Origin of the sequence: Campylobacter sp. IFREMER_LSEM_CL292 (genome assembly GCF_025771615.1) — a bacterium.
Classification (GTDB): Bacteria; Campylobacterota; Campylobacteria; order Campylobacterales; family Campylobacteraceae; genus Campylobacter_D; species Campylobacter_D lari_D.
In genome coordinates this window covers 237,501-250,396 of record NZ_JAKMQP010000001.1, presented here as the reverse complement: position 1 = coordinate 250,396, position 12,896 = coordinate 237,501, and the positions used below count along the sequence as shown (strand labels likewise).

Sequence of the window (12,896 nt, the reverse complement as noted above, 5' to 3'; positions counted from 1 at the left end):
TATACCCCCCCCCCATAAATTTAAGTTTAAAGTAAATGAAAAAAATATAAATATTAGATTATTGCAAAGTAAGAAAGTTTTTAAGTAGCTTTTTGCCATTTTGACTCAGTATGGCTTCAGGGTGGAATTGAACTCCATAAATATCGTATTTTTTATGTTTTAAAGCCATGATGATATTATCTTCACTATGGGCTAAAATTTCACATTTTTCACCTATATGATTAACATAAAGAGAGTGATATAAACAAATTTTAAAATTTTGCTCAAGGTTTTTAAAAAGTGGGTTTGGTTTAAATTTTATAGTTTTTACCTTACCATGAGTTGGATTTGGAAGTTTAGAAATTTTACCACCAAAAGCATGTGCTATGCATTGGTGTCCTAGACAAATTCCAAGAATTTTTTTATCTTTTTTAAAATACTTTATAGCTTTTAAACTTAACTTTGATTCTTTTGGAGAATTTGGTCCAGGGGAGATTAAAAGATGAGTAAAATCATATTTTTTAAGCTTTTTTGGATTTTTGATTTTATCGTTTTTAATAATTTTATAAGCAATGTTTAATTCTTTTAAATAAAAGGCTATGGTGTAGGTAAAAGAATCATAATTATCTATAATCAAAACTTTCACAAAAATACCTTTTTTAAGCCTCTTAAAGAATTAATAGCATAAATTTCTTTAGCATTTAAAAGCTCATCTTTAGTGATATCTTTTTCTTTGATGAGCTTGTGTTTTAAGAGTGTTTGTCTATAAATACCATTTAGGCAGTTTTTAGCATAAGGGGTAAAATACTCATCATTTAAATTTATAATAATGTTACTTCTTGAACCCTCACAAAGTATGCCTTTTTCATCAAAAAAAACTATGTCATAGCAAATATTTTCTTTCCATAGATGAGAATTTGTCTCATATAAACTACGCAGAGAAGTTTTATGGTGTGTTAAAAGATTTACTTTTATGATGTCTTTATTTATGAGTAGTTTTTTGCTTGAATTTTCTTGTATATTGCTAAAATCAAACTCATAGAGGCCATTTTCAAAAAGTTTTAATTTAATAGCCTTTGAGCCTTTTTGAGTAAAATTACTTTTTGTAAAAAAATGATGATGATTGAAAACAAAATTGTTAAAATTTTGTAAAGATTTAAAATGGAATTTTTTATCTTTGCTCTCTAGTATATTTTTAAAATCATGTTTTAATCTTTGAGTATCAAAGCCAAAAAAATTAGCTGAGTTTAAAATTCTTGTCAAATGTTCTTTGAAAAATAAAATAGAATGATTTTTATAATACATTGTTTCAAATAAATAAAAATTAGGTTTTAAAATTTTACTTTTTAGTTTTAATTCTTCAAATTCATCTTGTTTTTGTGAGTCCCATACAAGTCCGCTTCCCACACCATATCTTAAAAAATCATCATTATTTTTTTTCTCTAAAGTGCGTATGGCTACGCTAAATTTTGCTTTATCTTTATGGATTAAACCTATCACTCCACAATAAATCCCGCGTTTTCTTTGCTCTAAATTTTCTATGAGTTTAATAGTTTCTATTTTGGGTGCACCTGTGATAGATCCACATGGAAAAAGGGCTTTGAAAATTTTAAAATAATCATTTTTTGGCTTTAATTTCCCACTTATTTTTGAAATGAGTTGGTGTAAGGTAGGGTAGGTTTTAACCTTAAAAAGTTCGCATTTTAAAGAATGTTTTTTGATGAGTTTTGAAATATCATTGCGTAATAAATCAACTATCATTACATTTTCACTAATAGTTTTTTCATCGCATTTTAAAAAGTTTTTTAGACTTTCATCTTCTTTTGGATTATTTGAGCGTTTGATTGTGCCTTTCATGGGTTTTGTGATGATTTTTTTATTTTTGATTTTAAAAAAAAGTTCAGGTGAAAATGAAGCCAATTCTAAAAATTCATTTTTCATATAAGCTTTATATGGGGTATTTTGCTTAGGATAAAGGCTTAAAAAACTCTCATACACATTAAGATTTGATTGTAAATGTAGTTCTTGAGTAAGATTAACTTGATAACTTTGACCTTTAGCTATGGCTTCTTTGACTTTGTCAAAGTTTTCAAAATACTTTTCTTGGTTTAAATTGGATGAAAAACTTGGATAAAAGTCTAAATTTTTTTCTTCGTTTGTAAAGATTTTTTTTGATTTAAAAGCAAAAAAATATAAAAAAGGCTCTTTGCTTTTATAATTTTTATCTTCTAGATATTTATAGAATTCATATTGAATATAGCCTAAAAAATAATATTGATTTTTATATTTTTCTATGATTTTGAAAGCTTTTTTACTTTCTTTTTGAGTGTGAGCTTTAAGAGTGAAGGCAAGATCATCATAAAGGTATTTTCCAAATATAGCAAATGCCATTTAAAATCTTTGATTTAGAAAAATACAAATAAAGCTAGTAATACACATATTTTTGCTCTAAATTGCTAAGTTAAAAAGCTTTTGACGAGATTTTGTATAAGCAAATTCCATCCATCTACCAAAACAAAAATAAGCAATTTAAAAGGCATGGAAATCATAACAGGTGGTAACATCATCATACCCATAGCCATTAGCACTGAGCTTACTACCATATCAATAACTAAAAATGGCAAGAAAAGCAAAAAGCCTATTTCAAAAGCAGTTTTGAGTTCACTTATCATAAAAGCAGGCACTAAAACCGTTAAAGGAACATCATCTATGGTTTTTGGATTTTCTAAATTTCTGATCCTATAAAAAAGTGCTAAGTCTTTTTCTCTGGTATTTTTTAACATGAAATCTTTAAAAGGTTTAACGCCTTTAGCAAAGGCTTCTTCATAGCCTATTTGTTCAGCAATATAGGGTTTTATGCCTTCATTGTATGATTTTGTAGCAACAGGTTCCATAATAAAAAAAGTTAAAATCAAAGCTAGTGTCGCTAAGATAGTATTCGGAGGCATGGTTTGTGTGCCAAGAGCAGTTCTTAGAAAAGAAAAAACTACTATAAGTCTTAAAAATGAAGTCATTACAAAGATGATAGTTGGAGCAAGTGCTAGTATAGTTAAAACTATAATTATATTTAAAGTTGTTACGAGCTGTTGAGGGCTATTTGGGGCACTAAGGCTTAAATTTACAGTTGGTATAGTTGCTTCAGCGCCAAAAAGAGCTAGGCTTGATAAAAATAAAACTAGTAAAACCCTCAAAATATTTCCTTGGTTAAAATTAAAAGCATTATTTTAGCAATTTTACTCTTAAAAATGCAATTTATATGATTGAATTAATGGTTTATTTTTAAAATGCTAGAGTGAAAAACTCTAGCATTTAGGAGTTTCTCAAAAAATATTTTTTTTAGAATTTGTATTTAAAACCTACTTGACCACTTACATAAGTTTCATTTTTACCATCTGTTTTACCAGCTAGTATTTGTTTAGCTCCAACACCTGCATTTAAGCTAAATTGCTCACTAATATCTACATTTCCACCTATGATGATTTGTCCATAAGTTTTTTTCTTATCATTACCTTTGATGATAAAATTTGAATTTGATCCAACAAATCCAGCTACATAATCATCTCCATTATTCATTACATATTGTTCTATTTTTGGAGTGATAAATAAATATGATGTTTCGCTCATATATTTTCTAAATTCAGCACCGAGTTCTAAAGATATGGAATTATTTGTCATACTTTGAACATCTTTTGCAAACATACCACTTTCTTTATAACTTGGAGTGTGTGCGTAGTAGTAATTTATACCAGCAAAAGGCTTGATGAATAATGATGATGAATTTGGATTAAAAATTCTACCGGCATTAGCACTTAAACCAAAGAATTTACTATCAAAATCAGCCTTATTAGAATCATTTAACATTACAACACTTTGATCTGTTGGAGAAATTTGCCCGTAAGCTCTTAGATTAATTTCCCATTGATCGTTTGGATTAATTAAAGAATAAATACCAAATTGATAGTTATCTGATTTTTGTTCCATAACTCCATCTTTGATAGTTGAATCAGCATAAGTAAAGTAAAAACCAAGCAAAGCATTATCATTGATTTTTCTATCAGCACCTAGTGTAAATCCATATAAAGCACCACTATCTCCATCTATGATATTTGCACCACCAAAAACATTACCCCAAAAGCTATTATTAAATGAAGAATTTCCATAATAATTATAAACATCGCTTGCTAGTGCTGCTATATGGGTTGTAGCAAATTTTTCTACTAAAGCTTTATCTTGATAAGGATTTGAAAGTTTTGCTATTCTTGTTCCAATTGCTAGGTCATTTGCTACACCTATAGATGAATTAACAGAAGAATTTTGAGCATTATTTACTATAGCTTTTGCACTTGCTTTTGTATTTGTGGTAAGTGTGTTTAGATTTTTTCCTGTGGTATCTAGAGTGAGTGCTGCGATAGCATCATTGCTAAGTTTAGAATCTAAAATACTATTTAGCATATTTACAGCTAAATTTTTATTTTCTAAGCTAATATCTTTCATATTTTCAACTAAATCACCACCATCAAATTTTCCACCATTATCTTGTATATCTTGGATTTGTTGTTCTAATTTTTTAATTTGTTCTTGCAGTTCTTTTTCTGCTTGTGCTATGGCCTCAAGCATAGCATCATCGCCAATATATCCTGGTTTTTGGTAGGTTCCAAATCCAGAATTTTCTAAATTTTCATTTCTTTTAATATCTTCTTTTATATTATTAAAGCTATCTAAAGCTTCTTTTCTAATATCAATTTCAGATTTTAATATTTTTGATAAATCTCTTACATTTTCATTAGCACCACCGCTAATTAAAAGACTTTTGCCATCATTAGAAACACTAAGTTTATAATCTGTAAATTGAGCCAAATCAGTATCTTCAAAAAATACATTTTTTGGAAGTAAATTACTTGTTTCAAGCATGCTCGTTATATCTTTAGTATATAGTGCCGTTACTAAGTTTTTATCTATATCTTGGTTAAAATTGCCTGTTGTTTTTATAGCTACATAGTTGTTTATACCTAAATTTGAAACACTATTTGTGCTTATACCTATAGCTGAATCTTTTATATTTACATCTCCATCTACAGAGATTAAGCCACCTTTTTTATTTGCATCAAATATACCAATAAAAGAATTATTTACATTTAAATTTCCTTGTATGCTCATATAGCCATCTTTTTCGCCATATCCATTCCATACATCTAAACTAGGTCTATCAAGTTCTTCGTTGCTTATATTATCATTTGTTATAGGTGAGCTACCTTTTAGTGTAACATTTCCTTTTATATTAAAAGCTTTATTTGCTTTTAAAGAAGTTTGATCTTTATTTAAAATAATTTCTTTTGCTTCTAAATTAACACTATATAAATCATATCGTGCTTCATTAGTTGAAGTTTCACCTAGATCTACCCAATCTGAATCAGATCCTATGGTTAAAACACCATTTGTTTTGATATTAAATTCATTTATAGGCTTATCATTATTTTCTCCAATATAATAAGATTGAATATCTGAAGGGCTTATTTTTAATTCTATGTTTTGTTTAGAATCTAAACTCCAAATTCCATCTTTATAACTAAAATAACTAGAAAAATTTTCATGATTTATTTCTTGAGCTAAAGCAGCACTGCTTAATAAAGCACTAATGCTAACTCCCATTAAAACTTTACTTGTGTAATAAGAAAGTTTCATTTGATTACTCCTTGTAAATTTAAATTGAAAAAAGCATTATACCCCCCCCATAAATTTAAGTTTAAAGTAAATGAAAATCTGTAAAAAACAAATAACAACTAGTAAGAATTTTTACTTTAGCTTGTTAAAATAAGCAATAATTTTTAAAACAAAGGTAAATTATGAAAATTTCTGTGCTTATTTTGGCTGCTGGACTTGGCACGCGTATGAAATCACAAAATCCAAAAGTGCTTCAAAAAATTTGCTCAAAAGCAATGATTTTACATGTTTTAAAACAAGCATATAAAATTAGTGATGATGTATGTGTGGTGCTTTCTCATCAAAAAGAAAAGGTTGAACAAGTTGTTTTAGAGCATTTTCCAAATACACGCTTTTTAGAACAAGACTTGCAAAATTTTCCAGGTACTGCAGGGGCTTTAAGAAATTATGAGAGTAAGCATGAAAAAGTGTTGATTTTATGTGGCGATATGCCTTTAGTTAAAGCAGATGATTTAGAAAAAATAGCTTTAAATGAGAGTGATTTTAATGTGGCAGTTTTTAAGGCAAAAGATCCAAAAAGTTATGGAAGAATAGTTTTAAAAGAAAATAAAATTCAAAAAATAGTAGAAACAAAAGATGCAAGCAAAGAAGAACTTACTATAAACATTTGCAATAGTGGTGTTTATGCTATAAAAGCACAAATTTTAAAAGAAGTATTGCCTTTGATAAAAAATGATAATAAAGCTAAAGAGTATTATTTAACCGATGCGGTTTATTTAGCAAAAGAAAAGGGCTATGAAATCGATGCGGTGTTTGTAAATGAGCAAGATTTTATGGGGGTAAATGATAAAATTGAGCTTTGCCTAGCTCAAGATCTTATGCAAGAAGCGATTAAAAAAGAATGGATGAAGCAAGGAGTGATTTTTCACATGCCTGCGACGACTTTTATTTCAGATGAAGTTGAGTTTGTAGGTGAGTGTGAGGTGTATGAAAATGTGCGTATAGAAGGAAAATCAAAAATCATTAATTCTATCATTAAAAGTTCAAGTGTGATTGAAGATAGTATAGTAGAAAATAGCGATGTAGGGCCTTTAGCACATTTGCGTCCAAAATGCCAGCTTAAAAATACCCATATAGGAAATTTCGTAGAATGTAAAAATGCTTTATTAAATGGAGTTAAAGCAGGACATTTGAGTTATTTAGGGGATTGTGAGATAGACGAGGGAACTAATATAGGTTGTGGTACTATCACTTGTAATTATGATGGGGTTAAAAAACATAAGACCAAAATAGGTAAAAATGTTTTTGTAGGTTCAGATACGCAATTTATCGCTCCGGTTGAGATAAAAGATGAGGTAATCATCGCAGCAGGAAGCACCGTGTGTAAGGATGTAGAAAAAGGCTCTTTGTATATTAATAGAGCAAAGACGCAAATTATAGAAGATTTTTACTATAAAAAACTAGGTAAAAAATGAAAACAATCTTACTAGCAGTAAGTGGAAGCATAGCCTTTTATAAAGCTTATGAGCTGATTTCTTTATTAAAAAAAGAAGGTTTTAGGGTTAAAGTTTTACTAAGTTTGGGAGTTTTAAAATTTGGCACTAAGCTTAGCTTTGAAGCTTTAGCGGATGAAATTTTATGTGAAGATAATGAAAGTTGGCAAAATACTAATAATCATATAGCTTTTAGCAAGACTTGCGATTGTGTGCTTTTTGCGCCTGCTAGTATAAATTCTATTAATAAATTAAACTATGGTATAGCAGATAATTTATTTATTCAAACTTTAATAGCAGTAGATAAAAATAAACCATTTTTAATCGCACCCGCTGCAAATACAAACATGTATTTACATTTTAGCACTCAAAATTCTTTAAAAAATTTAAAAGAGCAAGGTTATATTATCATTGATCCTATGGTTAAAACTCTAGCTTGTAAAGATGAGGGCCTAGGAGCTTTAGCTGAGCTTGATAGTATTATAAATGCTTTAAAAAGAAGTCTAATGCAAGAAGATTTTTTTAAAGATAAAAGTTTTATTGTAAGTGGTGGTGGCACTAAAGAAAAAATTGATGATGTAAGATGTATTAGTAATTTCTCAAGTGGAAAAATGGCAAAGGCGGTTGCTGATGCCTTGTATTTTTTAGGTGCTAAAGTAGTGTTAGTTAGCTCAGTAGGGTTTAAAACACCTTATAAATTAGAAAAATTTGAATCTTCTTTAGAACTAAAAGAAAAATTGCAAAAATACAAAGATTTTGATGCTTTAATTATGGCTGCTGCTGTGAGTGATTTTACTCTTGAGGCTTACAAGGGTAAGATTAAGAAAAATGAGCATTTAAACGGACTTGATTTAAAATTAAAGCTTAATGAGGATATCTTAAAAAATTTAGATTTTAAAGGCAAAAAAATAGGCTTTAAGATGGAATTTGATGAGCAAAATGCTTTAGAAAATGCTAAAAAATCTTTAGTTAGTAAAAATTTAGATATGGTGTGTTTAAATGTCTTAAATGAGCAAATGAACTTTGGAAGTGATGAAAATAGCATTTGTTTTATCACTAAAGATAGTATCTCTCAAAGTTCCAAACAAAGCAAAGAAAAACTTGGTTTTATTTTAGCACAAGAATTAAGGAAACTTTGGTGAATATCATCAACTCAACCTTACCTGTAAGAATGCAAATTTTAGAAAAACGCGCATATAATCGCTATGTATTGCTTTTAAACACTAAAAAGCTTGAAACAAAAAGTTTGATAGAGCTTGAAGTAGGGGAGGAGTATTTAGCTGAAGTTTATGAAGATAAAGGCGTGATTTCTTTTAAAAATCTTTTAAAAAAGCCTAAAATTAGACTTTTTGAAGAGGGAGCTGAACTTATAGAAAAGCTTTTACAAGAAGGTGATGAAAAAGCTTGGTATAAAAAATTCATTATCCAAAAACTTATGGAAAGCAAAAGCGCATATGAGTTTGAAATTTATAAGGAAATGTTTTTTGCATTTTTTGAAGGAATTTATCATATACCTTTTGTTTATGAGGGAAATAGAGCTTTATTTGAAGCTAAGAAAAATGGAAATATTTTAGAGGTATATTTGTATTTTGAAATTTTTGGTGCTTTAAAAATTATAATTGATAATGGTAAAATCATACGCATACAAACACCTTTTGCCAAAGTAGCACATTTTTTAAACGAGTATTTTAAATTTGAAGTAATTAATACGCTCAATCCTATGTTTGTTTTTAAAAGATTGATGGATATAAAGGGATAGAATGAATGAGCTAAAGCATCTTGCTGTAGTAATGGATGGCAATAGAAGATGGGCTAGAAAAAATGGACTTTTAGAAAAAATTGGCTATAGTCAAGGTGCTAAAGTTGTTGAAAAAATTATAGAAGTATGTATAGATGAAAAAATTCAAAATCTAACCCTTTATGCTTTTAGTACAGAAAATTGGCAAAGACCAAAAGAAGAAGTGGGGTTTCTTTTTAAACTATTAAATAAATATCTTGATGAATCTTTAAATAAATTTATAGCTAATGAAGTGCGTTTTAAGGCTATAGGAAATTTAAGTCTTTTAGATGAATTAACCTTGAAAAAAATACAAAATTTTCAAGAGCAAACTAAAAATTACACAAAATTATGCGTAAATTTAGCTATTTCTTATGGAGGTAAGGATGAAATAGTTAGAGCGGTTAAAAAGGTGATTGAAAAAAATCTTGAAATTAATGAAGCAAATATACAAGCAAATCTTGACTTAAGTGAAGATGTGGATTTGTTTTTAAGGGTAGGGAGTGCTAAAAGAATTTCAAATTTTTTATTATGGCAATCAAGTTATGCAGAAATTTATTTTAGTCAAACCTTATTTCCTGCACTTACTAAAAAAGAAATCACAAATATCATTACTGAGTTTAAAAAACGCAAAAGAACCTTTGGTAAATGATATTTTTATTTTTATTACTAGGGCTTTGTGTGGGTTCTTTTGTCAATGTTTTGATTTTAAGAACGATTAATAAAGAAAGCATAATAAGCCCAAGATCAAAATGCCCTAAGTGTTTTAAAACTTTGAAATTTTATCATCTTTTTCCTTTGTTATCTTTTGTATTTTTAAAAGGCAAATGTGCTTTTTGTAAAGAAAGAATTTCTTTGATTTATCCTTTTAATGAATTTATTTGTGCGTGTTTGTTTGTCTTTGCTTTTTATTTAATCGAAGATGTTTTTCAAATTTTAATTTTTGCTTGTATGCTAGCTGTATTATTAGCACTTTCTTGGATGGATTATTATCTAAAAGCAGTGAGTGAGCTTTGGCTTTGGATTTTGTTTGTTTTAGCTTTTTGTTTTGATTTTTTGCAAAATGGTTTAAATTTAGAGGATTTTCAAGATAGCTTTTTGTTTCGAGTGTGTTTTGGGGCGGGGTTAATTTTCATACTAAAAAGTGTGATTAATTTTATTAAAAATTTTAAAAAAAGAGATGAAATTTTAGAAAGTTTAGGGGAAGGTGATGTTATAATAATAGCTTTGATTTTTGGAATTTTTGGCTATGAAAAAGGCTTTTTGATTTTATTTATTGCAAGTTTTTTAAGTCTTTTGATGTTTATAAAAATAGCCAAGAAAGATTATCAAATGCCTATGATTCCTTTTTTATTTTGTGGAATTTTGATTAATCTAAGTGTAGAAAGTATATTATGAAACTAGTTTATAAGTATTTGCTTAATCAGTTTTTAAGCACAATGTTATCTTTATTTTTTACTTTATTTATTATTGTTTCGATTATTTTTTTTATACAACTTGCTAAAATTACTGCTTATATTGAAATTACTTTTTTTGAATTAATCAAATTATATATTTTTCTTTTACCAAAGATATTAATTTTTACTCTACCCATATCTTTTTTCATAGCTTTGACTTTGGCCTTTTATAGGCTTTCTAGGGAAAATGAAAGCACAGTGTTATTTGCTTTGAGTATAGCTCCAAGCATGATAGCAAGTTTTTTTGCAAAAATTGCAGCTTTGGTAAGTGCTTTTATGCTTGTGGTGGTTTTGGTTTTTATACCTATATCTTTTGAACTTTTTGATAATTTTGTAGATTATAAAAAAATTAGTGCTAAAGTAAGTATAAAAACAGGGGAATTTGGACAAAGATATGGAGAATGGCTTGTTTTTATTGATGCTAAAAATTCTGATGAAACTTATAAAAATATCATAATGTATCATCCAAAGAAAAACCCACAAGATAAAGAACAAGTGATTTTAGCCAAAGAAGGAAAGTTAGAAACAAATGATGGTGTTATTACTTTTAAACTAGACGAAGGAAAAGCTTATGAGATTAAAGAAGAAGATTGGCATATTTCTAGTTTTAAAAATTTATTAATTAAAAGCAAACTTTCTTCTAAAGAATTAAATACTCAAAGTTTTTATGGGTATTGGTCTGATGTAACAAGCAATAAAGAAAAAGCAAAAGAATTTGTTATTTATATTCTTATAGCTTTATTTCCTTTAGCTAGCGTGCTTTTTGCACTCTCTTTTGGTATAGTAACTTATCGTTATGAAAAAGGTTTTGCTTATTTTGGAATTTTTGTGATTATTTTTGCTTATTTTACGCTTTTGATTAGTTTTTATAATCCTCCTTTTGTAGCTATTGCTGTGATTTTTTCAAGCTTTTTAATTACTTCTTTGTTTTATTTTAAAGCAAAAATTGCAAGTAAGTATTAATGCTTTTAAAATTAACTTTTTCTTATGATGGTTCTAAATTTCAAGGTTCAGCCACCCAGCCACATAAGCTTAGTGTTCAAGATACCTTAGCGCAGGCCTTGTCGCATTTGGGTATTTATGAAAAGCCTTTATTTGCTTCAAGAACTGATAAAGGTGTGCATGCATTTAATGCAGTCGCTTGCGTAAAAGCGGGAGAACATTTTAAAGATTTTGTATATTTAAAAAATAAAATCAATCATTTTGCACACCCATTTATACATATAAAGCATATCCAAAGAATGCAAGAAAATTTCCAAGTGCGTTTTGATGTGCAAAAAAGAGCATATCGCTATATTATAAGTCATGGAAAATATAATCCCTTTTTAGCCTCATATGTGTATTTTTATCCAAAAATAAATATTAAATTAGCCAAGGAAATTGCTTTTTTATTTGAAGGAGAGCATAATTTTAAACTCTTTCAAAAAGAAGGCTCTGATAATAAAACAAGTATAAGAAAAATGTATAAAACTAGAGTTTATGCTTATAAAAATTACACTGTGTTTTATTTTGAAGCAAATGGTTTTTTAAGATCTCAAATTAGAATGATGATGGCAAGTATTTTAAAAGTACTAGAAGGAAAAATGAGCAAAAATGAGCTTTTAGATCAAATCAATGCCAAAAAAGCTCATTGTAGATTTTTAGCTCCTGCTAGTGGTTTGTATTTGAGTAAGATTTCTTATTATAATAATGCATGATTTTTTTATGTATAAAAAATGAAAAAAGAATGATCAAGGTTCCTATGCAAAAAGGTAGTAGCTCTACATCTACTCCAAAAATACTCATATTGATAAAAATACTTATAGGTATAATAGCATTATTCATCAAGGCTAAAACCCCGCTATCTACTTCAGTGGAGCCTTTGTTCCATAAAAAATATCCAAGTCCTGAAGCAATAGTCCCAAGATAAATCAAAGCTATCCAAGAACTTAAATTGGATGGTAAATTATTATAATCTCCAAAAAATAAAAAAGCAGGTAGGGTTATACTGGTTGCGCCTAAATAAAAATAAGCGAAAGCTTCTTTTTGATTTAAATTTGTATTTTTTTCTAATAAAATTTTATAAAAACTTTGTCCAGTGCCAAATACTAAATTAGCTCCTTGAATAAGTAAAAAGCCATATAAAAAATTAGAGTTAATATTATCAAATTTAACTACAAAAGCACCTACAATACATATAAAAATACTTATAAAATATAAATATCTAAGATTTTTTGAAAAAAGCCCATAAAAAAGTACAACATAAAAAGGTGTAAAAATCGTAAAAAGTGCCACTTCGCTTACACTTAAATATAAAAAAGAATGATAATAAAATAAATTCATCACACCAAGTTGTAAAGCTCCAATGCTTATGAGTTTTAGTTTTAAATGCAAATTCAGCTTAAAATTTAAAAAAGGTAAAAATACTAATAAAGACAAAAAAACTTTTGCAAATGCAGCAAAAAAACTATCCATTTCTAAGGTTATAAAATGCCCAATTAATGGAAAAGAAAAAGCCCAAATAAAACTTGCTAGTAATAAACTTGGCAT

The 12,896-nt window shown here is 28.0% G+C and carries 12 protein-coding genes; 7 read left to right on the top strand and 5 right to left on the bottom strand.

Going from position 1 to position 12,896, the window contains the following annotated elements; genetic code table 11:
• Positions 1-58: 58 nt before the first annotated feature.
• The 4 genes from L8T82_RS01250 to L8T82_RS01235 all read right to left on the bottom strand — a co-directional run bounded on the left by L8T82_RS01250 (position 59) and on the right by L8T82_RS01235 (position 5,661).
• The gene (locus L8T82_RS01250; RefSeq protein WP_263725705.1) at positions 59-625 is read right to left on the bottom strand and encodes an anthranilate synthase component II; all 567 of its coding nucleotides are present in this window, start codon (positions 623-625) and stop codon (positions 59-61) included.
• Positions 622-2,370 carry a bifunctional anthranilate synthase component I family protein/class IV aminotransferase gene (locus tag L8T82_RS01245; protein WP_263725704.1) on the bottom strand — a complete coding sequence of 583 codons (1,749 nt, stop codon included), beginning with the start codon at positions 2,368-2,370 and terminating at the stop codon, positions 622-624. Before L8T82_RS01245 ends, L8T82_RS01250 begins: the two co-directional genes overlap by 4 nt.
• Before the next feature lie 65 nt (positions 2,371-2,435).
• Positions 2,436-3,170, bottom strand: coding sequence for a flagellar type III secretion system pore protein FliP (gene fliP / locus L8T82_RS01240; protein WP_133318758.1), 735 nt, complete (start codon positions 3,168-3,170; stop codon positions 2,436-2,438).
• A 145-nt stretch (positions 3,171-3,315) separates the two neighbouring features.
• Positions 3,316-5,661, bottom strand: a complete 2,346-nt coding sequence (locus L8T82_RS01235; RefSeq protein ID WP_263725703.1) for an autotransporter outer membrane beta-barrel domain-containing protein — start codon at positions 5,659-5,661, stop codon at positions 3,316-3,318.
• 161 nt (positions 5,662-5,822) lie between these two features.
• Here L8T82_RS01235 and glmU point away from each other — a divergent pair, with 161 nt between their 5' ends.
• The 7 genes from glmU to truA are packed head-to-tail and all read left to right on the top strand — an operon-like array spanning position 5,823 to position 12,064.
• The gene (gene glmU / locus L8T82_RS01230; protein WP_263725702.1) at positions 5,823-7,115 is read left to right on the top strand and encodes a bifunctional UDP-N-acetylglucosamine diphosphorylase/glucosamine-1-phosphate N-acetyltransferase GlmU; all 1,293 of its coding nucleotides are present in this window, start codon (positions 5,823-5,825) and stop codon (positions 7,113-7,115) included.
• Positions 7,112-8,275, top strand: a complete 1,164-nt coding sequence (gene coaBC, locus L8T82_RS01225; RefSeq protein WP_263725701.1) for a bifunctional phosphopantothenoylcysteine decarboxylase/phosphopantothenate--cysteine ligase CoaBC — start codon at positions 7,112-7,114, stop codon at positions 8,273-8,275. Before glmU ends, coaBC begins: the two co-directional genes overlap by 4 nt.
• Positions 8,272-8,892, top strand: a complete 621-nt coding sequence (locus L8T82_RS01220; RefSeq protein WP_263725700.1) for a hypothetical protein — start codon at positions 8,272-8,274, stop codon at positions 8,890-8,892. Before coaBC ends, L8T82_RS01220 begins: the two co-directional genes overlap by 4 nt.
• 1 nt (position 8,893) lies before the next feature.
• Positions 8,894-9,562 carry a polyprenyl diphosphate synthase gene (gene uppS, locus L8T82_RS01215; protein WP_263725699.1) on the top strand — a complete coding sequence of 223 codons (669 nt, stop codon included), beginning with the start codon at positions 8,894-8,896 and terminating at the stop codon, positions 9,560-9,562.
• On the top strand, positions 9,559-10,308 hold the full coding sequence (locus L8T82_RS01210) for a prepilin peptidase (RefSeq protein ID WP_220567266.1): 750 nt from the start codon (positions 9,559-9,561) through the stop codon (positions 10,306-10,308). The genes uppS and L8T82_RS01210 overlap by 4 nt, the downstream gene beginning before the upstream one ends.
• Positions 10,305-11,330 carry an LptF/LptG family permease gene (locus L8T82_RS01205; RefSeq protein WP_214100351.1) on the top strand — a complete coding sequence of 342 codons (1,026 nt, stop codon included), beginning with the start codon at positions 10,305-10,307 and terminating at the stop codon, positions 11,328-11,330. The genes L8T82_RS01210 and L8T82_RS01205 overlap by 4 nt, the downstream gene beginning before the upstream one ends.
• The gene (truA, locus tag L8T82_RS01200; RefSeq protein ID WP_133318766.1) at positions 11,330-12,064 is read left to right on the top strand and encodes a tRNA pseudouridine(38-40) synthase TruA; all 735 of its coding nucleotides are present in this window, start codon (positions 11,330-11,332) and stop codon (positions 12,062-12,064) included. Before L8T82_RS01205 ends, truA begins: the two co-directional genes overlap by 1 nt.
• Here truA and L8T82_RS01195 read toward each other — a convergent pair.
• Positions 12,018-12,896 carry an EamA family transporter gene (locus L8T82_RS01195; RefSeq protein WP_263669813.1) on the bottom strand — a complete coding sequence of 293 codons (879 nt, stop codon included), beginning with the start codon at positions 12,894-12,896 and terminating at the stop codon, positions 12,018-12,020. The genes truA and L8T82_RS01195 overlap by 47 nt on opposite strands.

Bases quoted from the DNA above. Each gene is read 5' to 3' on its own strand.
- L8T82_RS01245 (WP_263725704.1), bottom strand. From the start codon at position 2,370: ATGGCATTTGCTATATTTGGAAAATACCTTTATGATGATCTTGCCTTC.
- L8T82_RS01235 (WP_263725703.1), bottom strand. From the start codon at position 5,661: ATGAAACTTTCTTATTACACAAGTAAAGTTTTAATGGGAGTTAGCATT.
- glmU (WP_263725702.1), top strand. From the start codon at position 5,823: ATGAAAATTTCTGTGCTTATTTTGGCTGCTGGACTTGGCACGCGTATG.
- coaBC (WP_263725701.1), top strand. From the start codon at position 7,112: ATGAAAACAATCTTACTAGCAGTAAGTGGAAGCATAGCCTTTTATAAA.
- uppS (WP_263725699.1), top strand. From the start codon at position 8,894: ATGAATGAGCTAAAGCATCTTGCTGTAGTAATGGATGGCAATAGAAGA.
- L8T82_RS01210 (WP_220567266.1), top strand. From the start codon at position 9,559: ATGATATTTTTATTTTTATTACTAGGGCTTTGTGTGGGTTCTTTTGTC.
- L8T82_RS01205 (WP_214100351.1), top strand. From the start codon at position 10,305: ATGAAACTAGTTTATAAGTATTTGCTTAATCAGTTTTTAAGCACAATG.
- truA (WP_133318766.1), top strand. From the start codon at position 11,330: ATGCTTTTAAAATTAACTTTTTCTTATGATGGTTCTAAATTTCAAGGT.
- L8T82_RS01195 (WP_263669813.1), bottom strand. From the start codon at position 12,896: ATGCCAAGTTTATTACTAGCAAGTTTTATTTGGGCTTTTTCTTTTCCA.